The following is a 24,355-nucleotide window of genomic DNA, read 5'->3' as shown; positions in this document are numbered from 1 at the left end:
GGACCGAGACGATTCCGTTACCAGCGGCTTCGCTTGCCGTTTTCCGGAATGGCGCTGGCTTCTGCGAGAATACTTCCTAGCCTGTGTGCAATCGTCAGCCGCATTGACACCAGCTGACCACGGCGACCGAAGGGCCCAGTATGTCGAGTCTCAGCCCCGGTGCCGGAGGCGACGCCTCCTGGCACCGGAACGGCCGAGGTGACGTCCTCCGTCTCGGTGACCGCACCAGTGCGGTCGTCGAGATCAGGGCAACCCTTGCCACACTGGGGCTGCTCGACAATCCCGACGAGAACCTCACCACCGGCCGGCACGTGGCCGCCGACCTGTTCGACGCCGAACTCGACGATGCGGTGCGGGCCTTCCAGCAGCGCCGTGGCCTCATCGTCGACGGCATCGTCGGCGAGGCCACCTACCGCGCGCTCAAGGAAGCCTCCTACCGGCTCGGCGCCCGGACACTGGTTCACCAGTTCGGTGCCCCCATGTATGGCGACGACGTGGCCACGCTGCAGTCCAAACTGCAAGAGCTGGGTTTCTACACCGCTCTGGTTGACGGCTACTTCGGGCTGCAGACACACAACGCGCTGATGTCCTATCAGCGCGAGTATGGTCTGGCCGCCGACGGCATCTGTGGCCCGGAAACGTTGCGCTCCTTGTACTTTCTCGGTTCGCGGGTGACCGGCGGCTCGCTGCACGCGATTCGCGAAGAAGAGCTGGTGCGGCGCTCCGGTCCCCGGCTGTCCGGCAAACGGATCATCATCGATCCGGGCCGCGGCGGAAGCGACCACGGACTGATCACACACGGCCCCGAGGGGCCGATCAGCGAGGCAGACATCTTGTGGGACTTGGCATCTCGGCTGGAAGGCCGAATGACGGCCATCGGCATGGAGACGTTCCTGTCCCGGCCCTCCAATCGCAGCCCCGCTGACGCCGAACGGGCGTCTACCGCCAACACCGTCGGCGCCGACCTGATGATCAGTCTGCGTTGTGAAACCCAGGCCAGTCCGTCAGCCAACGGCGTCGCGTCGTTCTACTTCGGCAGCTCGCACGGTTCGGTGTCGACGATCGGCCGCAACCTCGCCGACTTCATTCAGCGAGAAGTCGTGGCGCGCACCGGGTTACGTGACTGCCGTACGCACGGCCGGACCTGGGATCTGCTGCGGCTCACCAGGATGCCCACCGTCCAGGTCGACGTCGGCTACATCACCAACCCGCGGGACCGGAGCATGCTGGTGACCACCCAGATGCGTGACTCCATCGCCGAAGGAATTCTGGCGGCGGTGAAGCGCCTCTACCTGCTAGGTAAGAACGACCGCCCAACGGGCACGTTCACCTTCGCAGAGCTTCTCGCCCATGAGCTCTCGGTCGAGCAGGCCCGGCCGGCCTTCTAACTCGCCGACCCACGCACCGACGCGCCGACGCCCACCGGCTGCTGGAGTTGCGCACTCTCCAGCAACCGCTCCAGCGCCGCCTCGACCTCGGCCTTCCAGCCGAGTCCCTTGTCGAGCTCCAGGCGCAGCCGGGGGAAGTACCGGTGCGGCGCCACCACGGTGAAGCCGGCGTCCAGGAGGATGTCGGCGTCGATCATGCACTGCTCGAAGGAGCAGTCTCCGAGGACCTCGATAGCGGGGCGCATGGCAGGGTCGACGTTATCGGGGTCGAGCAGTTCGGCGGACTCCGCGGTTCGGCCGAACGCCTCCAAGGCACGCACGCCGCGCCGGACGAGCTCGGTCACGACGTGAGTGACCAGGGAGTGGGTCAGCGCCTCCCCCTGCCCCGGCTCGGTGCCCATCGATGTCAGCAGGACCGCGTCGGCGCTCACCGGACCCGTCGGGAAACGCTGGGCCCGAGGCACGGCGCCCGGCGGCGCGTAGAGGATGTAGCCCAGGCACGACTCTTCGGCGTCGGCGTCAGTCCCGTCGGTGGATGCGACCGCGGCGACCTGCCCGCACGATCCCCACTCGAGCATGACCATCGACAGCCACGCTTCCTTCTCGAATTCGGGATCGGGAAGATAGTCACCCTTACTCAGGGTGGCGGGATCGACTTCCCAGAAGACGCATCGGCGGGCGTGCTTGGGGAGCTGCTCGAAAGCCTCGAGTCGCAGCGGCATGATGCGAACAGACACTAGCCTCCCCGGCTTTCACGCGGTGCGGACGGGCACAACAGCTCCTCCAGAATAGGAGAGCCAACCTCTCCCCTGCCAGTGCGGGCCGGGCAACCACCTGTAAAAGACCGAGGATCCGAAATCGGTTCATGCACTGAGCAATTCCTAGCTATCGGGATAGTACAGCGAACGTTGCCCGAGGTTAGTGTCACAGTGACGTAATTCGCCGGTACGGTGGGGTCGGCGAATTCAGCCGGTTTGGCCGTCCATCATGCTCACGATGCGTTGCAAATCATCGACCGAGCCGAACTCGACGACGATCTTGCCCTTGCGCTTGCCGAGGCTCACCGTCACCCGGGTGTCGAAGGTGCTCGACAACCGCTCGGCCACATCCTGGAGGCCCGGCATCTGGATCGGCTTGCGGCGCGGCGGCGTTGGTGCCTTCGTCTCGCTCCGGTTGGCTAGCGTGACCGCTTCTTCGGTGGCACGGACCGACAATCCCTCAGCGATGATTCGCGCGGCGAGTTCTTCCTGTGCCTCCGGGCCGGCCTCCAGCGACAGCAGCGCGCGTGCATGACCGGCCGACAGCACCCCCGCGGCGACCCGGCGCTGGACCGCGATCGGCAACCGCAGCAGCCGAATCATGTTGCTGATCACCGGACGGGACCGCCCGATCCGGGCGGCCAGTTCATCGTGGGTGACGCCGAATTCGTCCAGCAGTTGCTGGTAGGCCGCCGCCTCTTCCAGTGGATTGAGTTGGACGCGGTGGATGTTCTCCAGGAGAGCGTCGCGCAGAAGGTTGTCCTCGGCGGTCTCTCGCACGATCGCGGGAATGGTGGCCAGCCCGGCCTGCTGAGCTGCCCGCCACCGACGCTCCCCCATAACCAACTGGTAGCGGCGGGGCGCACCCGGCGCTGCGTCCGCCACCTCGCGCACGACGATCGGCTGCATCAGGCCGAACTCGCGGATCGAGTGCACCAGCTCCGCCAGTGCCTCTTCATCGAAGACCTGGCGGGGCTGACGAGGGTTCGGCTCGATCGCGGATGGGTCGATCTCGCGGTACACCGCGCCCACCGCATCGGCGTCGATCACGCCACCCCCGATGACCACATCGGCGGCCGCTTCGCCCATCCGGGGTCCACCGTCGGCCGGACCCGTGGGAATGAGCGATGCCAGTCCCCTACCCAGACCGCCCTTGGCGCGTCGCGATGGCTGTGTCATGACTGTGCCTCCACTGATGCCGGAGTGGCTCGCTGGGAAAGTTCCCGGCTCGCATCGAGATAACTCAGTGCCCCTCGCGAGCCGGGGTCGTAATCGATGATCGTCATGCTGTAGCCGGGCGCTTCGGACACCTTGACGCTACGCGGGATGACGGTTTTCAGGACTTTGTCACCGAAGAACCGGCGCACCTCCGAGGCCACCTGATCCGCCAGCTTGGTGCGTCCGTCGTACATGGTGAGGATGACCGTCGAGACGTTCAGTTGAGGATTCAGGTGCGCCCGGACCATCTCGATGTTGTTCATCAGCTGCGAGACACCCTCCAGGGCGTAGTACTCGCATTGGATCGGGATGAGGACTTCCGGGGCGGCGACGAGCGCGTTGATCGTGAGAAGACCCAGCGACGGCGGGCAGTCGATGAACACGTAATCGAAGTCGGAGCCGTCGAGCGCGGCCAGTGCGGTACGCAGCCGATTCTCCCGGGCGACCATGCTGACGAGTTCGATCTCGGCCCCGGCCAGGTCGATGGTGGCCGGCACACAGAACAGCCGATCGCTGTGCGGACTCTGCCGGATCGCCGCCTGCAGGGGGATCTCCCCGAGGAGCACCTCGTACGACGACGGTGTACCGGAGTGGCGCTCGGAGATGCCGAGCGCGGTGCTGGCATTGCCCTGTGGATCGAGATCGATCACGAGCGTCTTCACACCCTGCACGGCGAGTGCGGCGGCCAGGTTCACCGCCGTCGTCGTCTTACCGACGCCGCCCTTCTGGTTCGCAACGGTGAAGATGCGGCGGTGCGGCGGGCGAGGTAGCTGGCCGGCAACGGTGTGCAGAACCTTCATGGCGCGCTCTGCGGCGGCACCTATGGGAGTGTCGTAGTCGTCGGGCGTCGGCCATGTTTCACGTGAAACATCGGCGCCGGCCTTCCCGGGATCGGCGTTCGGTGGGACAGTCATGGTCCTCTTCTCTCCGACCTTCGCACGGTCCGCCTGCGGCCGGTTGGCCGCTCCCCGCACACCGCGATCACCACGGTCGCGGGAGGCTCCAAATAGCTCACGCCACATCTCACCACTCCGACATCGGTTGCGCCTAACGATGCCATTTCACGACGACTATCAGCGACCTCTTCCTCGGCTCGCTCGCCCTTCAGGGCGAGCATCCGCCCACCGGGTCGCAGCAAGGGAAGGCTCCATCGAGCGAGTTTGTCCAACGCCGCCACCGCCCGGGAGACCACTGCATCCGCGTTGCCGGCTTGGGCTCGCACACCTGCCTCTTCGGCCCGGCCACGAATCACAGTCACCGAAACCCCGAGCGCCGCCACCGCATCATTCAGGAAGTCGGTCCGGCGCTGCATCGGCTCGACCAGCGTGACTCGAAGATCCGGGCGCAGGATAGCCAGTGGTATCCCCGGCAGTCCGGCGCCACTACCTATATCCACAACCGCCGTCTCAGGCTCCAACAGCTCCGCCAGCGCCGCGCTGTTCAGGATGTGGCGATCCCAGATTCGGTCCACCTCGCGGGGTCCGATCAGCCCGCGCTCCACCCCGGGACCCGCGAGCAGATCGGCATAGCGATGCGCCACGGCCAGACGATCACCGAAGACCTGCTCGGCAGCCTCGGGAGGTGGTGGCGCTTCGCCATGTTTCACGTGAAACATCCTCCGGTCATCGGGCAGCCGCACACCGAACTACATCGATGTAACTTCAGTCCTTCAATACGACGACGCGCCGCGACGGCTCGACGCCCTCGCTCTCGCTGTGCACACCGTTGACGCCCGCAACTGCGTCATGCACGATCTTGCGCTCAAACGGCGTCATCGGAGCCAACTCTTCCCGCTCACCAGTCTCCAGCACCCGACGGGCCACCTTGCCACCAAGGGCAGTGAGCTCCTCGCGGCGGCGACGGCGCCAGTTCGCGATATCGAGCATCAAGCGGCTACGCTCACCGGTCTTCTGGTGCACGGCCAACCGAGTTAGCTCCTGAAGCGCGTCGAGCACCTCGCCCTTTCGGCCTACGAGCTTCGCGAGATCTTCCCCACCGTCGATGCTCACGATCGCCCGGTTGCCCTCGACGTCCAGATCGATGTCGCCATCGAAGTCCAACAGATCGAGCAGCTCTTCCAGATAGTCGCCGGCAATCTCGCCTTCGGCGACGAGGCGGTCCTCGAGGTCGTCGGTCTTAGCGACCACGACGTCAGGGTCGGTCAATTCTGTGGTGTCTGCTTCCGCCATGTGTCTCTCCCTCTTCCACCGGAGCGATCTCCGGTCAACGCTTACGTTTCTTGGGCCGCGCCCCCGGCCGCGGTGTACGGCTGGCCGTACCCCCATCGGTCGAGTCGCCGGCAGCAGCATCGGTGTCGGTCTCGACACCCGCTGGCTCAGTCTCACCTTCGTCCGCCGACGCACCGTTGGTGCTGCCGGATGTGGACGTCGTCGACTTCTTCGGCTTGGTCGGCTTCACTCCGGGTGCGGGAGCATTCGCCGAACGGCGCGCCAACGCCTCTTCCTTTTTGGCTTCTTCTTCCTTCTCGATCCTGCCGAACACAATGTGCTGCTGGGCGAAGGTCCAGATGTTGTTGGAGACCCAGTAGATGATGATGGCGATCGGAAGGAACGGTCCGCCGACAACCACGCCGAGCGGAAAGACGTAGAGCGCGAGCTTGTTCATCATCGCGGTCTGTGGGTTGGCCGCCGCCTCGGGACTCTGCCGAGCCACCGACGCGCGGCTGTTGAAGTAGGTGGCGACGCCGGCCAGCAGCATCAGCGGGACGGACACCGCGATCACGGCCGGTCGACTGAACTCGGTGAACGCGTCAAGGCCCTTCGACTGCGTAATAAACGCACCGATGGGCGCACCGAAGAGATTGGCGTCCAAGAAATGGCCCACGTCGGCAGCACTGAACACGTAGTTACCCAGCGATCGGTTCAGCTCCGGGGACAACTGAGGCTGGCCGAAGCCGCCCTGAGTGCGGTTGAACGAGCGCAATACGTGGTAGAGACCGAGGAACACCGGGATCTGCGCGAGCATCGGCAGACAGCCGAGGATCGGGTTGAAGCCGTGCTCGCGCTGTAGCTTCTGCATCTCCAGGGCCATCCGCTGACGGTCCTTGCCATACTTCTTCTGCAGTGCCTTGATCTGGGGCTGCAGCTCCTGCATCTGGCGGGTGGTGCGAATCTGCCGCACGAACGGCTTGTACAGCAGGGCACGCAGGCTGAACACCAGGAACATCACCGACAGGGCCCAGGCAAAGAAGTTCGACGGCCCGAGGATGAACGCAAAGAGCCGGTACCAAAGCCACATGATGCCCGACACCGGGTAATAGATGATGTCGAGGCTGAACCAATTAAACATGCGCGCTCCTGCCGTCAGGTTCGAGACTTGTCCCGGGTGCCTGCGGGCACCGCTCGGGTATCGGGTCCCATCCTCCCCGATGCCACGGCCCGCACTTCGCCAGTCGGGCAGCGGTAAGCCAGCTCCCCCGGATCAACCCGTACTCGGTCAACGCGTCGACCGCGTACTGACTGCAGGTGGGGGTGAACCGGCATGTCGGTAACCGCATCGGAGAGATCGTGTGGCGGTACAACTCGATCGCAAAGATCAGTGTGCGGACCGGAAAGCTCCGCAGCCGGACCAACCAGGACGAGTCCGACGAAGAGCCGGACGAAGAGGATGTACTCATCGACCCTTCTCCATCAGATCGTGGGTGCGACGCAGACCCGCGCGCAACTGCTGCTCCAGCCTTGCGGACACCGCGGTGCGGCTACTTGGCAGGGCACGGATCACGATGCGTTCCCGCGGATCAAGCTCCGGGAGCACAGTGCGAGCGATATGACGGAGCCGTCGTGCGACTTGGTGACGCTGCACCGCTGAGCCCACGGACTTGGCGACCACCAAACCTATTCGTGGACCACCGTCGGATTCCCGTCGGGCATGCACGACGATGTCGGCCTGCGCCGCTCGTACCCCATGCTTGACTGTGGCGCCGAACTCCGCAGACCGTGTCATCCGGTACTGGGCCGGCAGCACGCCGCGAGATCCTACGGATCAGGCGGTCAGTGAACGACGACCCTTGCGGCGCCGGCCTGTCACGATGGCGCGCCCGGCGCGAGTGCGCATGCGCAGCCGGAAACCATGAACCCGCGCCCGGCGCCGGTTGTTCGGCTGGAAGGTCCGCTTGCCCTTGGCCACGGCTGTCTCTCCTTGTTGCGTCTGGCAGTGCCCGACCGGTGCACACACCTGTGGTGTACCCGGACGAACGCGACTGCCGTTGGTAAGCTCTGGTCTCGCTCGTAACCGGCGCAGTCCCGGAAACCCGGTCGCAGCCGTGTCGCCTACGTTCGGGCGACTGTTCGAGGGTACTGACGTCACTTCGCCTGGTCAAACCGCGTCATACAGCCGCCCAATCTGCGCACGAATTTACTGCCGTCTCAACCGTCACGCGCCGCAGCGCAGAGCCGAAATCGCCGTGATCGCAATGTTGCAGAACGGTTGGCACCTGCCGGGAAAACTGTTAGCTTCTGCCAAAGCCGCTTCAGCCGAGGCGGCACGCGATCATCAGTTGTGGGGGCACGGGGCAGCGGACAATCCAGACATCACCGATTGACCGGATTGGCCGCCGACCCGACACCCTGCGCCGATATGCTGCGAGACACGAACGACTGTCCTGTCCACACCTGTGGATAACTTTGTGGACAGTTTTTTCGGCGTCTGACTTGTTTGTTGCCGACCTGCGGACCAGGGGGATCTGTCGTTGACCGATGATCCCGGTTCAGCATTCGCCACGGTGTGGAGTTCCGTCGTCGCCGAGCTCAACGGCGACGGTATTCGCGACTCCCGCCCGGGCAATGGCTCGGTCCCCGACTCTCCGCTCACTCCTCAGCAACGTGCCTGGTTAAAGCTGGTCCAGCCGCTGACCATCGCTGAAGGTTTCGCATTGCTCTCGGTCCCGAGCAGCTTCGTCCAGAACGAGATCGAACGCCACCTGCGCACCCAGATCGTCGACGCGCTTAGCCGGCGCCTCGGCCAGCGCGTCGAGCTCGGGGTCCGTATCGCCCCGCCCGCGGACCAATCCGACGACGAACCACCCACCGCCGAGCCCACCGCCGTCGAGCACGAACTCGACGAGGTCGACGAAGACCGCGAGGCGTTGGCCAGCGCGCACGAGACCTGGCCGAGCTATTTCATCGATCGGCCGCGTAGCAATCCGTCCGCGGAAGCTCCCGGCATCAGCCTCAACCGGCGCTACACCTTTGACACGTTCGTCATCGGTGCCTCCAACCGGTTTGCTCACGCCGCCGCGCTAGCAATCGCCGAGGCGCCCGCCCGGGCCTACAACCCGCTGTTCATCTGGGGTGAATCCGGCCTCGGCAAGACTCACCTGCTGCACGCGGCCGGCAACTATGCCCAACGACTCTTTCCGGGTATGCGGGTGAAGTACGTCTCCACCGAAGAGTTCACCAACGACTTCATCAACTCACTGCGTGACGATCGCAAGGTCGCGTTCAAGCGCAGCTACCGCGATATCGACGTGCTGTTGGTCGATGACATCCAGTTCATCGAAGGCAAGGAAGGCATCCAGGAGGAGTTCTTCCATACCTTCAACACGTTGCACAACGCCAACAAGCAGATCGTCATCTCCTCCGATCGGCCGCCCAAACAGCTGGCCACCCTCGAGGACCGGCTACGGACTCGCTTCGAATGGGGTCTGATCACCGATGTCCAACCGCCGGAGTTGGAGACCCGCATCGCCATCCTGCGTAAGAAAGCGCAGATGGAACGGCTCGACGTGCCCGACGACGTCCTGGAACTGATCGCGAGCAGCATCGAACGCAACATCCGCGAACTCGAGGGCGCCCTGATCCGGGTCACCGCCTTCGCCTCGCTGAACAAAACACCGATCGACAAGTCTCTGGCCGAAATCGTGTTGCGCGATCTGATATCCGATGCCAGCACCATGCAGATCAGTACCGCGGCCATCATGGCTGCCACCGCCGAGTACTTCGACATCAGCGTCGAGGAACTCCGCGGGCCAGGTAAGACCCGCGCTCTGGCCCAGTCCCGCCAGATCGCTATGTATCTCTGCCGTGAACTCACCGACCTCTCACTGCCCAAGATCGGGCAGGCATTCGGCCGGGATCACACGACCGTCATGTATGCGGAGAAGAAGATCCGCGGTGAAATGGCCCACCGGCGTGAGGTGTTCGATCACGTCAAGGAGCTCACCACCCGGATCCGCCAGCGCTCCAAGCGCTGAAATCCCGCGTTCGCCGGCTGTCTTACACAAAAAACTTTAGTAACACTCGTATCAGTGGCCACATCCCCATGTTGTGCACACAACTGTGGACAACATCCCCCGGCACCACCGAATCCCCGGGATCGTCGTGGACAACATCAGGCTGTACACACCGGCGCCCAAATTGGCATTCACCACTGCACAGGTGATCCACATACCCCGACCGCATCCCAGCAGGGCGTCATCGCTGTAATCCACAGGTTGCACAGGCCCTATTACTGTTGCTGTTCTCTCTACTCAATTTCCTTACATGAAGACAGGCTTGGGGAACAGCTCCTACACAGCCACACCGACTCGCGCTCGTCACGGCCTTGTCACCCGAATCGTTTAGCTTTCAAGTTGGCGCCCGACGCTCTACGGTTGTTCTTCTGACTGCCGTTCAGCGGCTGTCGCTCACAGATCACGCTTGCCAGTGCCCAGCACACTGCAGTGAGCGCTGGTCGGGGTTGGTGCGGTGATGAAGGGACACTATGGACGTGGCGACGACGACGGTTGGCTCCGACTTGAAATTCCGCCTGGTGCGGGAAGACTTCGCCGACGCGGTGGCCTGGGTCGCACGTAACCTGCCGAGCCGGCCGACGGTGCCGGTCCTGGCCGGCGTGCTACTCACCGGCACCGAGGACGGGCTGACCATCTCGGGTTTCGACTACGAAGTGTCGACAGAAGTTCAGGTCGCAGCTGAAATTGCTTCTCCAGGAAGTGTTTTGGTGTCCGGTCGGCTGTTGTCCGACATCACCAGGGCCTTGCCGGCCAAGCCCGTCGACGTCACCGTGGAAGGCACCCGGGTGTCGCTGACCTGCGGAAGCGCGCGGTTCTCCCTGCCCACGATGGCGGTCGAGGACTATCCGGCGCTGCCCTCCCTGCCAGAGGAGACCGGTGTGGTCTCAGCCGATCTGTTCGCCGAGGCCATCGGTCAGGTCGCGGTCGCCGCGGGACGTGACGACACGCTGCCGATGCTGACCGGCATCCGCGTGGAGATTTCCGGCGACACAGTGGTTTTGGCGGCCACCGACCGCTTCCGCCTGGCTGTTCGTGAGCTGACCTGGGCAACGTCCTCCCCTAGCCTGGAAGCCGCGGTGCTCGTACCGGCCAAGACGCTGGCCGAGGCGGCCAAGGCCGGTACCTCCGGAGCCGAGGTGCACCTTGCACTCGGGGCCGGCTCGTCGGTCGGCAAGGAAGGTCTGCTCGGTATCCGCAGCGGCGGTAAGCGCAGCACCACGCGCCTGCTCGACGCCGAGTTCCCCAAATTCCGCCAGTTGCTGCCCAGCGAGCACACCGCGGTGGCCACGATTGCGGTCTCGGAACTCACCGAGGCGATCAAGCGTGTGGCGCTGGTCGCCGATCGTGGCGCCCAGGTGCGGATGGAATTCGGTGACGGCGTCCTGCGGCTGTCCGCCGGCGCCGACGATGTCGGGCGAGCCGAGGAGGATCTGCCGGTAGAGTTCGCCGGCGAACCGCTGACCATCGCGTTCAACCCGACCTACCTGACTGACGGTTTGGGATCGCTGCATTCGGATCGGGTGACGTTCGGTTTCACCACCCCGAGCCGTCCGGCGGTGTTGCGCCCGGCTGGTGACGCACAGGTGGAAGGCACCGGACCGTTTCCTGCCGTTCAAACCGACTACGTATACCTGTTGATGCCGGTGCGACTGCCCGGCTGACCGGAGATCACCGACAAGAGGGGCACACATGCAGTTGGGTTTGGTCGGCCTTGGAAAAATGGGCTTCAACATGCGCCAGCGGTTGCGCGAAGGAGGCCATGAAGTCATCGGTTTCGATCCGCGGCCCGAGGTCAGCGACGTGCCCAGCCTGGCCGCACTGGCCGAGGCCCTCACGGCGCCCCGGGTGGTGTGGGTGATGGTTCCTTCTGGTCCCATCACCAACGACACGATCAGCTCGCTGGCCGAGGTTCTCAGCCCAGGTGACCTCGTCGTCGACGGTGGCAACTCGAAGTACACCGAAGACGGACCGCACGCCGAATTGCTTGCCAAGAACGGGATTTCGTTCGTCGACGCCGGTGTCTCCGGCGGCATCTGGGGCCTGGAAGAGGGCTACGGGCTGATGGTGGGTGGCAGTGACGACGACGTCGCCCGCGTCATGCCGATCTTCGACACCCTGCGCCCGGCCGGCGAGCTGGCCGACGGCTTCGTGCACGCGGGCCCGGTCGGTGCCGGTCACTACGCCAAGATGGTGCACAACGGGATCGAGTACGGGTTGATGATGGCCTACGCCGAAGGCTACGAGCTGCTGGCCGCCGAGCCGTTGATCAAGGACACCCAGGCGGTCATCCAGGCCTGGACCAACGGCACCGTAGTCCGGTCGTGGCTGCAACAGTTGCTCGCCAAGGCGCTCAAGGAAGACCCATCGTTCGACGCCATTTCCGGCTACACCGAGGATTCCGGTGAAGGCCGGTGGACCGTGGAAGAGGCTATCCGCCACCGGGTTCCGATGCCGGTGATCGCAGCCTCCCTGTTCGCCCGATTCGCTTCCCGGCAGGACGATTCGCCGACGATGAAGGCGGTCTCGGCGCTGCGCAACCAGTTCGGCGGACACGCGGTCAAGCGGACCCCGCTGTCGGGATAGCACCCGATGTTCGTACGACACCTGGCACTGCGCGACTTCCGGTCTTGGGAGCACGTCGATCTGGAGTTGGCGCCGGGGCGCACGGTGTTCGTCGGCCCCAACGGTTTCGGTAAAACGAATCTTGTTGAGGCGCTGTGGTATTGCGCCACACTCGGTTCGCACCGGGTCGCAACCGACGCGCCTCTCATCCGTGCCGGTTCCGACCGCGCAGTGGTGTCGACGATCGTGGTCAACGAGGGTCGGGAACTGGCCGTCGACATCGAGATCGCGGCGGGTCGCGCGAACAAGGCGCGGCTGAACCGCTCGCCGGTGCGCAGTACGCGCGAGGTATTGGGTGCGGTCCGTGCGGTGTTGTTTGCTCCGGAAGACCTCGCGCTGGTCCGCGGGGATCCCGGCGAGCGCCGCCGTTATCTCGACGAGTTGGCGACGGTCCGCCGCCCACGCATCGCGGCGGTGCGTGCCGACTACGACAAAGTTCTCAAGCAACGCACCGCGCTCCTGAAATCCGCTGCAGGAGGGCGGTTTCGGAGCGACTCGGGGATCGTCGAGACTCTCGAGGTGTGGGACGGTCACCTCGCGGCCCACGGCGCGGAGCTGATGGCTGCCCGGATGGAGCTGACCAACATGCTGGCCCCGGAGGTGGAGAAGGCTTACCAGTTGCTGGCGCCGGCATCACGCCCGGCCGCCATCGCCTACCGCAGCAGTGTCGATTCTGACCGAATCGACGGCGAACACGGGGTTGAGTCCCTCGAGGCCGCATTGCTAGCCGGGTTGGCCCGGCGCCGCGACGCCGAGCTGGAGCGCGGGGTGTGTCTTGTCGGGCCGCACCGCGACGATCTCGAACTGCGGCTCGGTGACCAGCTTGCCAAAGGATTCGCCAGTCATGGTGAATCCTGGTCAATGGCACTGGCGTTGCGGCTGGCCTCTTATGAGTTGTTGCGTACCGAGGGGAGTGAACCGGTGTTGATACTCGACGACGTGTTCGCCGAACTGGACAACGCCCGGCGCCGTGCGCTGGCGGGGGTCGCCGCCGACGCCGAGCAGGTCTTGGTCACCGCCGCCGTGGGTGAGGACATTCCGCCGGACTGGGACGCCACCCGGATCGGGATCGTGTTGCGTGACGACGACAACGGCCGGATGTCGGTGCTGGCGTCATGACCGAGCCCGACGATGCCGATCCCCTCGGCCCGCCTGAGCATCTCGCCGGCCTGGCCGGGATGGACCTGGTACGGCGGGCCTTGGAAGAGGCCCGCGGCGCCGCGCGGAGTCAGGGTAAGGAGGTGGGCCATGGACGCCGCTCCCCCGGAGTTCGCCGGACGACACCGCGCGGTAGTCGGGCGTGGTCGGGTCCTGGCCCAGACCGTCGTGATCCCCAACCGCTGGGCTCGGCGGCCAGTGAAGTGGCCAAGACGCGCGGGTGGACCGGCCGGGTCGCCGAAGGCACGGTGTTCGCCCAGTGGGAGACCGTCGTCGGGGAGCAGATCGCCGAGCATGCCCAGCCCACCACCTTGCGGGATGGCGTCTTGAGTGTGGCGGCCGAATCCACCGCGTGGGCCACCCAGCTGCGGATGGTGCAGACGCAACTGCTCGCCAAGATCGCTGCCGCGGTCGGGGACGGCGTGGTGACCACGCTGAAGATCACCGGTCCGGTCGCGCCGTCGTGGCGCAAGGGCAAGCTGCACATCTCCGGGCGGGGGCCGCGCGACACCTACGGATAAGTCGCTGTATCACAGTCGGCTGACGGCCACGAGACGCTCGTCGACGCCCGCTTCAAGCGTCAAGACGTATGCCGATCCGAGAAATTCCGTGCACGGCGCAACTAGGTGTGTAGAAACGCCGCCACAGCATCGGTCCGAACCTCACTTGACGGTAGACTGGACCGAGACTCGCGCCCGGTCAGATGATCCGTGCGCCGCGAACCCCAAGGAGAGCGTTCCGCTAGTGGCTGCCACAGAACAGTACGGTGCCGAATCCATCAAAGTCCTCGAAGGTCTCGAGGCAGTGCGTAAACGCCCAGGTATGTACATCGGCTCGACCGGCGAGCGCGGCCTGCACCACCTGGTGTGGGAAGTCGTGGACAACGCGGTCGACGAGGCCATGGCGGGTTTTGCCACCCGAGTAGACGTTCGGATCCTCGAGGACGGCGGCGTTCAGGTCACCGACGACGGCCGCGGTATCCCGGTGGCCATGCACTCCACCGGCATTCCCACCATCGACGTCGTGATGACCGTGCTGCACGCCGGCGGCAAGTTCGAAGAGGGCGCCTACCAGGTGTCCGGTGGTCTGCACGGCGTCGGCGTCTCCGTGGTCAATGCGCTGTCTACTCGGCTGGAAGCCGACGTGCGCACCGGGGGTCACGAGTGGTTCCAGACTTACGACCACTCGGTGCCCGGCACCCTGCGTCAGGGTGAGAAGACCACCAAGACCGGCACCACCATCCGGTTCTGGGCCGATCCGAGCATCTTCGAGACCACCACTTACGACTTCGAGACCATCGCCCGCCGGCTCCAGGAGATGGCGTTCCTGAACAAGGGACTCACGATCGAGCTGACCGACGAGCGGGTCGCGGCCGAAGACGTGGTCGACGAAGTCGTCAGCGACACCGCCGAGGCGCCGAAGTCGGCCGAGGACAAGGCCGCCGAGGCGTCGTCGGGCCAGCACAAGGTCAAGCACCGGGTGTTCCACTACCCCGGCGGCCTGGTCGATTTCGTCAAGCACATCAACCGCACCAAGAATCCGATCCAGCCCAGCGTCATCGACTTCGACGGTAAGGGCCCCGGCCACGAGGTCGAGATCGCGATGCAGTGGAACGCGGGCTATTCGGAGTCGGTGCACACCTTCGCGAACACGATCAACACTCACGAGGGCGGCACCCACGAAGAGGGCTTCCGGGCGGCGTTGACCACCGTGGTCAACAAGTACGCCAAAGACAAGAAGTTGCTCAAGGAGAAGGACGCCAACCTTACCGGCGACGACATCCGTGAGGGCCTGGCCGCGGTGATCTCGGTGAAGGTGTCCCAGCCGCAGTTCGAGGGGCAGACCAAGACCAAGCTCGGCAACACCGAGGTGAAGTCGTTCGTCCAGAAGATCTGCAACGAGCAGCTCACGCACTGGTTCGAGGCCAACCCCACCGAGGCCAAAACGGTTGTGAACAAAGCGGTTTCGTCGGCACAAGCGCGCATCGCGGCCCGCAAGGCGCGTGAGTTGGTGCGCCGCAAGAGCGCCACCGACATCGGCGGCCTGCCCGGCAAGCTCGCCGACTGCCGCTCCACCGACCCCAGCAAGTCCGAACTGTATGTGGTGGAGGGTGATTCGGCCGGCGGCTCGGCCAAGAGCGGCCGCGACTCGATGTTCCAGGCGATCCTGCCGTTGCGCGGCAAGATCATCAACGTCGAGAAGGCGCGTATCGACCGCGTGCTGAAGAACACCGAAGTCCAGGCGATCATCACCGCACTGGGAACCGGCATCCACGACGAGTTCGATCTGTCCAAGCTGCGTTACCACAAGATCGTCCTGATGGCCGACGCAGACGTTGACGGACAGCACATTTCGACGCTGTTGCTCACCTTGCTGTTCCGCTTCATGAAGCCGCTGGTGGAGCACGGCCACATCTTCTTGGCACAGCCGCCGCTGTACAAACTCAAATGGCAGCGCAGCGAACCGGAATTCGCCTATTCCGACCGGGAGCGCGACGGGCTACTCGAGGCGGGCAAGGCCGCGGGCAAGCGGATCAACACCGACGACGGTATCCAGCGGTACAAGGGTCTGGGTGAGATGGACGCCAAGGAGCTGTGGGAGACCACGATGGACCCCTCGGTCCGGGTGCTTCGCCAGGTCACGCTCGACGACGCTGCCGCGGCAGACGAACTGTTCTCGATCCTGATGGGCGAGGACGTCGAGGCCCGGCGCAGCTTCATCACCCGCAACGCCAAAGACGTTCGCTTCCTGGATGTCTGAGACATTCATGCGGCTCGAGACGTTCACGATGCTTAACCCCGCGTAGGGACAAAAGAGGATCATATGACTGACACCACGTTGCCCCCCGGCGACGAAGCCGGCGACCGGATCGAGCCGGTCGACATCCAGCAGGAGATGCAGCGCAGCTACATCGACTATGCGATGAGCGTGATCGTCGGGCGCGCGCTGCCCGAGGTGCGGGATGGTCTCAAGCCGGTGCACCGCCGCGTGCTCTACGCGATGTACGACTCCGGTTTCCGCCCGGACCGCAGTCACGCGAAATCCGCACGCTCCGTTGCCGAGACGATGGGTAACTACCACCCCCATGGTGACGCGTCGATCTATGACACCCTGGTGCGGATGGCCCAGCCGTGGTCGCTGCGCTATCCCCTGGTCGACGGCCAGGGCAACTTCGGCTCGCCCGGCAACGACCCGGCCGCCGCGATGCGGTACACCGAGGCCCGGCTGACGCCGCTGGCCATGGAGATGTTGCGTGAAATCGATGAGGAGACAGTCGATTTCATTCCCAACTACGACGGGCGCGTGCAGGAGCCGACAGTTTTGCCGAGCCGGTTCCCGAACCTGCTGGCCAACGGCTCCGGCGGCATCGCCGTCGGTATGGCCACCAACATCCCGCCGCACAACCTGCGGGAGTTGGCCGAGGCCGTCTACTGGTGCCTGGAGAACCACGAGGCCGACGAAGAGGAAACGCTGGCCGCAGTGTGCGAGCGGGTCAAGGGCCCGGACTTCCCCACCCACGGTCTGATCGTCGGATCCCAGGGCATCCAGGATGCCTACACGACCGGGCGCGGGTCGATCCGCATGCGCGGTGTGGTCGAGATCGAAGAGGACGCCCGCGGCCGTACGTCGATCGTCATCACCGAGCTGCCGTATCAGGTCAACCACGACAACTTCATCACCTCGATCGCCGAGCAGGTCCGCGACGGCCGGCTGACCGGCATCTCCAACATCGAGGACCAGTCCAGCGACCGGGTCGGCCTGCGCATCGTCGTCGAGATCAAGCGCGACGCCGTGGCCAAGGTGGTGCTGAACAACCTCTACAAGCACACCCAGCTGCAGACTAGCTTCGGCGCCAACATGCTCTCGATCGTCGACGGCGTGCCCAGGACGTTGCGCCTGGACCAGATGATCCGCTACTACGTCGCCCACCAGCTCGACGTGATCATCCGGCGCACCACCTACCGGTTGCGTAAGGCCAACGAGCGGGCCCACATTCTGCGCGGTCTGGTCAAGGCCCTCGACGCTCTCGACGAAGTGATCGCGTTGATCCGAGCGTCGGAGAGCGCCGACGTGGCCCGGGTGGGCTTGATGGAACTGCTGGACGTCGACGAGATCCAGGCCCAGGCGATCCTGGACATGCAGCTGCGTCGGCTGGCCGCCCTGGAGCGTCAGCGCATCGTCGACGATCTGGCCAAGATCGAGGCCGAGATCGCGGACCTGGAAGACATCCTGGCCAAGCCGGAGCGTCAGCGCGCCATCGTGCGCGACGAGCTGGCCGAGCTCGCCGAGAAGCACGGGGATGACCGGCGCACCCGGATCATCGCCGCCGACGGTGACGTCTCCGACGAGGACCTGATCGCCCGCGAGGACGTCGTCGTCACCATCACCGAGACCGGCTACGCCAAGCGCACCAAGACCGACCTGTACCGCAGCCAGAAGCGCGGCGGCAAGGGTGTGCAGGGCGCCGGGCTCAAGCAGGACGACATCGTCCGGCACTTCTTCGTGTGCTCGACGCACGACTGGATCCTGTTCTTCACCACGCAGGGCCGGGTGTACCGCGCCAAGGCCTACGAGCTGCCAGAGGCCTCGCGGACCGCGCGCGGCCAGCACGTGGCGAATCTGCTGGCCTTCCAGCCCGAGGAGCGCATCGCTCAGGTCATCCAGATCAAGAGCTACGAGGACGCGCCCTATCTGGTGCTGGCCACCCGCGCCGGGTTGGTGAAGAAGTCCAAGCTGACCGACTTCGACTCCAACCGCTCGGGCGGCATCGTGGCGGTGAACCTGCGCGACGGCGACGAGCTGGTCGGTGCGGTGCTGTGCTCGGCGGAGGACGATCTGTTGCTGGTCAGTGCCAACGGCCAGTCGATCCGGTTCTCGGCGACCGACGAGGCGCTGCGCCCGATGGGCCGGGCCACCTCGGGCGTGCAGGGCATGCGGTTCAACGCCGATGACCAGCTGTTGTCGCTCAACGTTGTGCGGGAGGGAACGTATCTGCTGGTTGCGACGGCCGGTGGATACGCCAAGCGCACCGCGATCGAGGAGTACACCGCGCAGGGCCGCGGTGGAAAAGGCATCCTGACCATCCAATACGACCGCCGCCGTGGCAGTCTGGTGGGCGCATTGGTGGTCGACGAGGACAGTGAGCTGTACGCCATCACCTCGGGCGGCGGTGTCATCCGCACCGCCGCACGCCAGGTCCGCAAGGCCGGACGCCAGACCAAGGGCGTTCGCTTGATGAACCTGGGTGAGGGCGACACACTGTTAGCCATTGCCCGCAATGCCGAGGAGCAGGACAGCACGGACGAAGTGGCCGAGCTGGACCCTGAAACCGACGCAACGTAGCGCGGCTGGGCGAGAAGGTTAGGAGTGGCGGTGAGCGCACCGAACGAGCCGGGCCAACCCGGACCGGGAGACGGCCCCGGTAACGGGAACGGCGCGGCCGAGCGGGCCGGGGTCCGGCCCGCGCCGGCGGCCAACGGCGGATCGGGTGAGATCCCGCCATGGCAGCGCGGCGCCGCGCGTGCCCGGCAGGGCGGTCCCCCACAGCGCCCCGGCGAGGGCCCGACTCGACCCGACGCCCGGCCGGGACCCCCGCCAGGTCCTGGACCGAACGTGGAGGCCAGGGTCAGCCGGTTCATTACTGGCTCAGCGGCCCCCGACCTGTCCGGTGCGGGCGGCCCGTCTGCGCCCCGTCAGGAGAACGACGCATCCCCCAACCGGCCCGAGCGCACCGAGGGGGCGCGGTCGGAGGCCTATGGCAGTGAGTTGCCGGACCTGTCCGGGCAGACCCCGCCGAAACCGGTCCAACGCAAGCCCGCACCGGAGCGCCCCGCCGAGCAGCCCAGCCGTGCAGCCGGCGCAGCGTCCCGGATCCAGGCCGCAGCGGGCCGTTCGCGCGGCCCCGTTCGGGCCAGCATGCAGATCCGGCACATCGATCCGTGGAGCACGCTGAAGGTGTCGCTGCTGCTGTCGATTGCGCTGTTCTTCGTCTGGATGATCGCGGTGGCATTCCTTTACCTCGTGCTCGGCGGCATGGGGGTATGGAGCAAGCTCAACAGCAATGTCGGCGATCTACTCACCGCCACCAGCGGCGGTGGCGGCGAGTTGGTCTCCAGCGGCACGATTTTCGGCGGCGCGGCTCTGGTCGGGCTGGTCAACATCGTGCTGTTGACCGCGATGGCCACCGCCGGTGCGTTCATCTACAACCTGAGCACCGACATCGTCGGCGGCGTCGAGGTCACGCTGGCCGACCGGGATTGACACCCCGGCAGGTCACTGCGCCGCCGTTTCAGGACGGTATGTGAGCTGTGCCCGCCTCCGAGCGACAGCGCGGTTTGGGTTCGAAGGTGCCGGTACGGTAATCTCGTCGCTCGGTCGTAATGCGATTACGGGCCTATAGCTCAGGCGGTTAGAGCGCTTCGCTGATAACGAAGAGGTCGGAGGTTCGAGTCCTCCTAGGCCCACGATGTCCTGGTCGACGGGAAGGGCGCCCGTGAGGATTGTGCTGCTGCTGGCGGTGCTTGCCGGCGCCGCGGTGTTGATTCGCAACCGCCGTGGTGAGATCTGGCACAACCTCGACGACCGAGGCATTCGGACGGGGCCTTAGCTCAGTTGGTAGAGCGCTGCCTTTGCAAGGCAGATGTCAGGAGTTCGAATCTCCTAGGCTCCACAAACCCTCTCACCGGCAGACGCCGCCGCCGGCATATCTCACCGCTCACCCGATCCACCGCACCCGGTTCCGGCCGCCGCGCATCGAACGCGGAAACGGTGATCGCGCTGACCGTCTCATTCGGCGGGCGGCCGTCGCGTCGCGGGTCCCGTCGCGGAGCCCTCAGCACTCCACGACGTTGAGGGCCAGCCCGCCGAGCGCGGTCTCCTTGTATTTGTCGGCCATGTCCGCGCCGGTATCGCGCATCGTCTTGATCGCGGTGTCCAGGCTGACGAAGTGGGTGCCGTCGCCGTGCATCGCCATCCGCGCCGCGGTGATCGCCTTGACCGCCGCAACAGCATTGCGCTCGATGCACGGGATCTGCACCAACCCGCGCACCGGGTCACAGGTCAGGCCGAGGTTGTGCTCGATGCCGATCTCGGCGGCGTTCTCCACCTGGGCGGGCGACCCGCCCAGCACCGCCGTCAGCCCGGCCGCTGCCATCGAGCACGCCGAACCGACCTCGCCCTGGCAGCCCACCTCGGCACCGGAAATCGACGCATTCGACTTGAACAGCACGCCGATTGCCGCTGCGGTCAACAGGAATCGCACGACGCCCTCGTCGCTGGCCCCTGGAACGAACCGGCGGTAGTAGTGCAGCACGGCCGGGATGACACCGGCCGCGCCGTTGGTTGGGGCGGTGACTACGCGCCCGCCGGCCGCGTTCTCCTCGTTGACGGCCAGCGCGTAGACGGTCACCCAGTCCATCGCGTACAGCGGGTCGTCGGGGTTGCGCTCGAGCTGGGCGGCCAGCTGCGCGGCCCGGCGCCGAACCCCCAGCCCGCCCGGTAGGACACCCTCATGGCTGAGCCCCGCGGTCACGCACTGCTGCATGACCGCCCAGATCCGCAACACCCCCGCTTGCAGATCGGGATGTCGGGCCAGCGCCCGTTCGTTGTCGGCCATCAGGGTTGCGATGCTGCAACCCCGGTCGACGGCCAGCGCCACCAATTGCTTTGCGGTGCTGAAGGGATGGGGCACATCAGCATCGGCGGTGGCCGGGGTGGCCGCCTCGTCCTCGTCGAGCACCGCGCCGCCGCCGACGGAGAAGTAGATGCGCCGATCGAGCTCGGTCCCATCGGCACGAAACGCGGTGAATTCCATCCCGTTGCTATGAAAGTCCAAGCGCTGCAGGCTCATCGGCACATCGGTATCGATGTCGAAATCGATCACCCGGCTGCCCGGCAGTGCTAGGCGCCGCTGGTCGCGCACCGCCTGCACCAGGGTGGTGACCACGTCGGGATCCACCGTCTCCGGGTCCGCGCCGGTCAACCCGAGCACCACCGCGGCGACGGTGCCGTGCCCGGTGCCCGTTGCGCCGAGGGAACCGTAGAGCTGCACGTGTACCCGGTGCACGGCGTCGAGCATTTCCGTCGCTGCCAACCGGTCGATGAAGCGGGCGGCGGCTCGCATCGGTCCGACGGTGTGCGAGCTCGACGGGCCGATCCCTATCGAGAAGAGGTCGAAGACACTGACGGCCACGGTGTGCGCTAGAGCTTGGGGGTGACCTCGACGCTGGGCGGCAGCGCGGACGGTTCCGGCTGGGACGACCGCCGAATCACGACGAGCGCCGCGGCCCCACCGATCACCGCCAGCCCCAGCCCCCCGAACACCAGCAGCCGACGGCGGCGCCGGCGCGGGGCTTTGCGTGCCTCCTGCAGGGCCTGCGGCAGCTCGGCTACCACCTGCTTGACTGCGGCCGCTTCCTTGGCGACCTCTTTCGCGACGTCGTCGCGCACGGCGCGGGCTTCGCGGGCGCGGCGCCGGATCCCGGCTGCAGCGGCTTCCGCCGAGTGGGCGCTGATACCGACGACTCCGCGGGTGATGTCCACCGGGCCCACCGCGGTGTAGTGCAGCCCACGCGTCAGCCGCTCGCGTGAGGTGAGTTTGGGTTCGGTCTTGCGGCCCATGTGGATCCTCCCTGCCCTGGCAGCTTCGTCGCATCAACACTGCCACAGCACCGCGGAGGGTGGCCGCGAGATGGGGCAGACGACGGTGGTGGCACACTGGCATCCCGTGACGAGCCCCATTGCAACCGCGACCGCGACCCTGCACACGAACCGCGGCGACATCAAGATCGCCCTCTTCGGTAATCACGCCCCCAAGACCGTCGCCAATTTCGTCGGCCTGGCCCAGGGCACCAAGGAGTACTCGACGCAGAATGCTTCGGGCAGCACCTCCGGACCGTTCTACGACGGCGCCGTCTTTCACCGGGTGATCGACGGCTTCATGATCCAGGGCGGCGACCCGACCGGCACCGGCCGCGGCGGCCCCGGCTACAAGTTCGCCGATGAGTTCCACGGTGAGCTGCAGTTCGACAAGCCCTACCTGCTGGCAATGGCCAACGCGGGCCCGGGTACCAACGGCTCGCAGTTCTTCATCACCGTCGGCCCGACGCCGCACCTGAACCGCCGGCACACCATCTTCGGTGAGGTCGTCGACCCGGAGTCGCAGAAGGTCGTCGACGCCATCGCCACCACCGCCGTCGATCGCAACGACCGCCCCACCGAGGCGGTCGTGATCGAGTCGATCACCATCTCCTGACGCAACAGGCGCCGGCTACCCCGCGTAGCCGGCGTCGGTCAGTGCGTCGAGCACGCTGAGCGGATCGGCACCCAGGTCCCACCGGCTGAGCACGATCAGCCGGTCGGCGCTGGTGTCGATCTCCAGCAGGCGCGTCTTGCGCCCGATCCGGCGGAACTCGGTGATGCGGATCAGGCTGATGTCCGTGCGGTGCAGTGTCTGCGTGCGGAACCAGCCCCGGTACACCAGGCCGTCGGCGGTGATGGCGAGCTTCGGCCGGGCCCGCCATGACCCCAGCGCGAACGCCACCAGTCCGGCCGCGGCAATCCCAGTGAGGATCCGCCCGGGTGGATCTGTGACGACCGTCACACACGCGATAGCCATCAGCACGCCTGCGATGCCAAGACCTGCGACGGCGGTGGCGCTGGGCGCCCACTCAGTTTGCTGCACGGGGTCCTTGTGTGCTTCTAGCCCGACCGATGGAGTTATCCACAGGCGCTATCAACAATGGGGATGAATCACATGCGTGTGATTGGATTACCAGAAGGTTGCCAGTCCTGAAACGCTGATAACACAGCAAGGATCCACTAGTCTGCTCGCCGCCGGTCAGCGCCACCGCATCGTCAGCAACAGCCCGGTGATCATGAACGCGAAGGCGATGCCGTAGTTCCACGGGCCCAGGTTGGACATCCACTGCAGGGCACTTGGTGTGTCGTAGCCGGAGGCGGCGAGCTGGAAGACCAGCAGCCAGATCAGCCCGATCAGCATCAGGCTGATGAACAACACCACGAACCACACGCTCGACGGTCCCGCCTTCACCTTGACCGGGGTGCGGCTGACCGCGTTGACGGTGAAGTCGTTCTTCTTGCGAACCTTGGACTTGGGCATGGGTACCTTCGGGCCGGGATCTTCTGCGACGATGGTGCGCAGATCGACTATGAGATTAACGCAGCGACGTACGCACCAGACAACTCCGGCATCAGCGACGACGAGCCCGCAGCGCTCGCCGTGGCGATTCGGTGTGCCGGTGGTGTGCCTGCTCGCCGGTCTGCTGCTGGCCGCCACCCACAGCGTCTCCGGCGGCAGTGAGATCCGCCGCAGCGACTCTCCCCGGCTGGTCGACCTGGTTCACGATGCCCAGAGTTCCGTCGACCGGCTCAGCTCCCAGCGCGACGCCCTGGCGTCGCAGATCGACTCCACCCACGGCGCCTCGGCAGGCACCGCGCTGGCGGCGATGCTGGCCCGAGCTGACGAGTTGAGCGGTGACGCCGGCCTGGACCCGGTACACGGGCCCGGTTTGGTCGTGACGCTGTCCGACGCCCAGCGCGACGCCTACGGCCGGTTTCCGCGCGATGCCTCCCCCGACGACCTGGTGGTCCACCAGCAGGACATCCAGGCGGTGCTCAACGCGCTGTGGAGCGCCGGCGCCGAGGCCATCCAGATGCAGGACCAGCGCATCATCGCGACTTCCGCACCGCGTTGCGTCGGCAACACCCTGCTGCTCAACGGGCGCACCTACAGCCCGCCGTACGTCATCACGGCCATCGGTGACGCGGGTGCCATGCAGGCCGCGCTGGCCGCAGCGCCGTTGGTGACGCTGTACAAGCAGTACGTGGTCCGATTCGGGCTGGGCTACACCGAGGAGGTGCGTGGCGACGTCGATGTCGCCGGTTACACCGAGCCGGTGCGGATGCGCTACGCCCAGCCGGCGGGTCCCGTCGGATATTGA

The 24,355-nt window shown here is 65.8% G+C and carries 24 protein-coding genes and 2 tRNA genes; 13 read left to right on the top strand and 13 right to left on the bottom strand.

Annotation, left to right across the window (positions count from 1 at the left end; translation table 11 throughout):
- The first annotated feature begins 140 nt into the window (after positions 1-140).
- Positions 141-1,388 (top strand): N-acetylmuramoyl-L-alanine amidase, encoded by a 1,248-nt coding sequence (locus tag ACXDF8_RS02375; protein WP_457221625.1) that lies wholly within the window; start codon positions 141-143, stop codon positions 1,386-1,388.
- Here the strand turns inward: ACXDF8_RS02375 and ACXDF8_RS02370 are convergent.
- The 9 genes from ACXDF8_RS02370 to rpmH form a co-directional block, all read right to left on the bottom strand.
- Positions 1,385-2,125, bottom strand: a complete 741-nt coding sequence (locus tag ACXDF8_RS02370; protein ID WP_457221624.1) for an acetyltransferase — start codon at positions 2,123-2,125, stop codon at positions 1,385-1,387. The genes ACXDF8_RS02375 and ACXDF8_RS02370 overlap by 4 nt on opposite strands.
- 228 nt (positions 2,126-2,353) lie before the next feature.
- The gene (locus ACXDF8_RS02365) at positions 2,354-3,325 is read right to left on the bottom strand and encodes a ParB/RepB/Spo0J family partition protein (RefSeq protein WP_457221623.1); all 972 of its coding nucleotides are present in this window, start codon (positions 3,323-3,325) and stop codon (positions 2,354-2,356) included.
- Entirely contained in the window at positions 3,322-4,278 is a 957-nt protein-coding gene (locus ACXDF8_RS02360; RefSeq protein ID WP_457221622.1) for a ParA family protein, read from the bottom strand. The genes ACXDF8_RS02365 and ACXDF8_RS02360 overlap by 4 nt, the downstream gene beginning before the upstream one ends.
- Positions 4,275-4,979 (bottom strand): 16S rRNA (guanine(527)-N(7))-methyltransferase RsmG, encoded by a 705-nt coding sequence (rsmG, locus tag ACXDF8_RS02355; RefSeq protein WP_457221711.1) that lies wholly within the window; start codon positions 4,977-4,979, stop codon positions 4,275-4,277. Before rsmG ends, ACXDF8_RS02360 begins: the two co-directional genes overlap by 4 nt.
- 46 nt (positions 4,980-5,025) lie before the next feature.
- Complete coding sequence (locus tag ACXDF8_RS02350) at positions 5,026-5,553, bottom strand: Jag family protein (RefSeq protein ID WP_457221621.1); 528 nt, start codon at positions 5,551-5,553, stop codon at positions 5,026-5,028.
- A 34-nt stretch (positions 5,554-5,587) separates the two neighbouring features.
- Positions 5,588-6,673 (bottom strand): membrane protein insertase YidC, encoded by a 1,086-nt coding sequence (yidC, locus tag ACXDF8_RS02345; RefSeq protein ID WP_457221620.1) that lies wholly within the window; start codon positions 6,671-6,673, stop codon positions 5,588-5,590.
- On the bottom strand, positions 6,666-7,001 hold the full coding sequence (gene yidD / locus ACXDF8_RS02340; protein ID WP_457221619.1) for a membrane protein insertion efficiency factor YidD: 336 nt from the start codon (positions 6,999-7,001) through the stop codon (positions 6,666-6,668). Before yidD ends, yidC begins: the two co-directional genes overlap by 8 nt.
- Positions 6,998-7,348, bottom strand: a complete 351-nt coding sequence (rnpA, locus tag ACXDF8_RS02335; RefSeq protein WP_457221618.1) for a ribonuclease P protein component — start codon at positions 7,346-7,348, stop codon at positions 6,998-7,000. Before rnpA ends, yidD begins: the two co-directional genes overlap by 4 nt.
- Before the next feature lie 18 nt (positions 7,349-7,366).
- On the bottom strand, positions 7,367-7,510 hold the full coding sequence (gene rpmH, locus ACXDF8_RS02330; RefSeq protein WP_005142265.1) for a 50S ribosomal protein L34: 144 nt from the start codon (positions 7,508-7,510) through the stop codon (positions 7,367-7,369).
- A gap of 562 nt (positions 7,511-8,072) precedes the next feature.
- Here rpmH and dnaA point away from each other — a divergent pair.
- The 10 genes from dnaA (at position 8,073) to ACXDF8_RS02280 (ending at position 20,064) form a co-directional block, all read left to right on the top strand.
- Positions 8,073-9,575 (top strand): chromosomal replication initiator protein DnaA, encoded by a 1,503-nt coding sequence (gene dnaA, locus ACXDF8_RS02325; protein WP_457221617.1) that lies wholly within the window; start codon positions 8,073-8,075, stop codon positions 9,573-9,575.
- A gap of 515 nt (positions 9,576-10,090) precedes the next feature.
- The gene (dnaN, locus tag ACXDF8_RS02320; protein ID WP_457221616.1) at positions 10,091-11,275 is read left to right on the top strand and encodes a DNA polymerase III subunit beta; all 1,185 of its coding nucleotides are present in this window, start codon (positions 10,091-10,093) and stop codon (positions 11,273-11,275) included.
- Between the two features lie 28 nt (positions 11,276-11,303).
- Complete coding sequence (gene gnd, locus ACXDF8_RS02315; protein WP_457221615.1) at positions 11,304-12,197, top strand: phosphogluconate dehydrogenase (NAD(+)-dependent, decarboxylating); 894 nt, start codon at positions 11,304-11,306, stop codon at positions 12,195-12,197.
- A gap of 6 nt (positions 12,198-12,203) precedes the next feature.
- Positions 12,204-13,355, top strand: coding sequence for a DNA replication/repair protein RecF (gene recF / locus ACXDF8_RS02310; protein WP_457221614.1), 1,152 nt, complete (start codon positions 12,204-12,206; stop codon positions 13,353-13,355).
- On the top strand, positions 13,352-13,915 hold the full coding sequence (locus tag ACXDF8_RS02305) for a DUF721 family protein (protein ID WP_457221613.1): 564 nt from the start codon (positions 13,352-13,354) through the stop codon (positions 13,913-13,915). The genes recF and ACXDF8_RS02305 overlap by 4 nt, the downstream gene beginning before the upstream one ends.
- Positions 13,916-14,138: 223 nt before the next feature.
- A complete protein-coding gene (gene gyrB / locus ACXDF8_RS02300) occupies positions 14,139-16,154 on the top strand; it encodes a DNA topoisomerase (ATP-hydrolyzing) subunit B (protein WP_457221612.1) in 2,016 nt (671 codons plus the stop codon).
- Positions 16,155-16,217: 63 nt separating this feature from the next.
- Positions 16,218-18,737, top strand: coding sequence for a DNA gyrase subunit A (gene gyrA, locus ACXDF8_RS02295; protein ID WP_457221611.1), 2,520 nt, complete (start codon positions 16,218-16,220; stop codon positions 18,735-18,737).
- A gap of 30 nt (positions 18,738-18,767) precedes the next feature.
- Positions 18,768-19,655, top strand: a complete 888-nt coding sequence (locus tag ACXDF8_RS02290) for a DUF3566 domain-containing protein (RefSeq protein WP_457221610.1) — start codon at positions 18,768-18,770, stop codon at positions 19,653-19,655.
- A 129-nt stretch (positions 19,656-19,784) separates the two neighbouring features.
- Positions 19,785-19,858 (top strand) — tRNA-Ile (locus ACXDF8_RS02285).
- A 133-nt stretch (positions 19,859-19,991) separates the two neighbouring features.
- A tRNA-Ala gene (locus ACXDF8_RS02280) sits at positions 19,992-20,064 on the top strand.
- A 162-nt stretch (positions 20,065-20,226) separates the two neighbouring features.
- Here ACXDF8_RS02280 and ACXDF8_RS02275 read toward each other — a convergent pair.
- On the bottom strand, positions 20,227-21,585 hold the full coding sequence (locus ACXDF8_RS02275) for an L-serine ammonia-lyase (RefSeq protein ID WP_457221609.1): 1,359 nt from the start codon (positions 21,583-21,585) through the stop codon (positions 20,227-20,229).
- A gap of 8 nt (positions 21,586-21,593) precedes the next feature.
- Positions 21,594-22,013 (bottom strand): cell wall synthesis protein CwsA, encoded by a 420-nt coding sequence (cwsA, locus tag ACXDF8_RS02270; RefSeq protein WP_457221608.1) that lies wholly within the window; start codon positions 22,011-22,013, stop codon positions 21,594-21,596.
- Positions 22,014-22,119: 106 nt separating this feature from the next.
- On the opposite strand from cwsA, the gene ACXDF8_RS02265 reads away from it, so the two are divergent.
- A complete protein-coding gene (locus ACXDF8_RS02265) occupies positions 22,120-22,647 on the top strand; it encodes a peptidylprolyl isomerase (RefSeq protein ID WP_457221607.1) in 528 nt (175 codons plus the stop codon).
- A 15-nt stretch (positions 22,648-22,662) separates the two neighbouring features.
- Here ACXDF8_RS02265 and ACXDF8_RS02260 read toward each other — a convergent pair whose 3' ends face one another.
- Positions 22,663-23,076, bottom strand: a complete 414-nt coding sequence (locus ACXDF8_RS02260) for a PH domain-containing protein (protein WP_457221606.1) — start codon at positions 23,074-23,076, stop codon at positions 22,663-22,665.
- A 156-nt stretch (positions 23,077-23,232) separates the two neighbouring features.
- Positions 23,233-23,514 (bottom strand): cell division protein CrgA, encoded by a 282-nt coding sequence (gene crgA / locus ACXDF8_RS02255; RefSeq protein WP_457221605.1) that lies wholly within the window; start codon positions 23,512-23,514, stop codon positions 23,233-23,235.
- A gap of 49 nt (positions 23,515-23,563) precedes the next feature.
- Between crgA and ACXDF8_RS02250 the strand changes: the two genes are divergently transcribed.
- Positions 23,564-24,355, top strand: coding sequence for a DUF881 domain-containing protein (locus ACXDF8_RS02250; RefSeq protein ID WP_457221604.1), 792 nt, complete (start codon positions 23,564-23,566; stop codon positions 24,353-24,355).

The sequence above is a fragment of the Mycolicibacterium sp. CBM1 genome, assembly GCF_054073305.1.
Note: the sequence above shows the minus strand (reverse complement) of the source record. Positions and strands in the feature narration are given on the sequence as shown.

Bases quoted from the DNA above. Each gene is read 5' to 3' on its own strand.
- cwsA (WP_457221608.1), bottom strand. From the start codon at position 22,013: ATGGGCCGCAAGACCGAACCCAAACTCACCTCACGCGAGCGGCTGACG.
- yidC (WP_457221620.1), bottom strand. From the start codon at position 6,673: ATGTTTAATTGGTTCAGCCTCGACATCATCTATTACCCGGTGTCGGGC.
- ACXDF8_RS02250 (WP_457221604.1), top strand. From the start codon at position 23,564: ATGAGATTAACGCAGCGACGTACGCACCAGACAACTCCGGCATCAGCG.
- ACXDF8_RS02360 (WP_457221622.1), bottom strand. From the start codon at position 4,278: ATGACTGTCCCACCGAACGCCGATCCCGGGAAGGCCGGCGCCGATGTT.
- recF (WP_457221614.1), top strand. From the start codon at position 12,204: ATGTTCGTACGACACCTGGCACTGCGCGACTTCCGGTCTTGGGAGCAC.
- crgA (WP_457221605.1), bottom strand. From the start codon at position 23,514: ATGCCCAAGTCCAAGGTTCGCAAGAAGAACGACTTCACCGTCAACGCG.
- gyrA (WP_457221611.1), top strand. From the start codon at position 16,218: ATGACTGACACCACGTTGCCCCCCGGCGACGAAGCCGGCGACCGGATC.
- ACXDF8_RS02305 (WP_457221613.1), top strand. From the start codon at position 13,352: ATGACCGAGCCCGACGATGCCGATCCCCTCGGCCCGCCTGAGCATCTC.
- gnd (WP_457221615.1), top strand. From the start codon at position 11,304: ATGCAGTTGGGTTTGGTCGGCCTTGGAAAAATGGGCTTCAACATGCGC.
- ACXDF8_RS02350 (WP_457221621.1), bottom strand. From the start codon at position 5,553: ATGGCGGAAGCAGACACCACAGAATTGACCGACCCTGACGTCGTGGTC.
- rsmG (WP_457221711.1), bottom strand. From the start codon at position 4,979: ATGTTTCACGTGAAACATGGCGAAGCGCCACCACCTCCCGAGGCTGCC.
- yidD (WP_457221619.1), bottom strand. From the start codon at position 7,001: ATGAGTACATCCTCTTCGTCCGGCTCTTCGTCGGACTCGTCCTGGTTG.
- ACXDF8_RS02365 (WP_457221623.1), bottom strand. From the start codon at position 3,325: ATGACACAGCCATCGCGACGCGCCAAGGGCGGTCTGGGTAGGGGACTG.
- ACXDF8_RS02375 (WP_457221625.1), top strand. From the start codon at position 141: ATGTCGAGTCTCAGCCCCGGTGCCGGAGGCGACGCCTCCTGGCACCGG.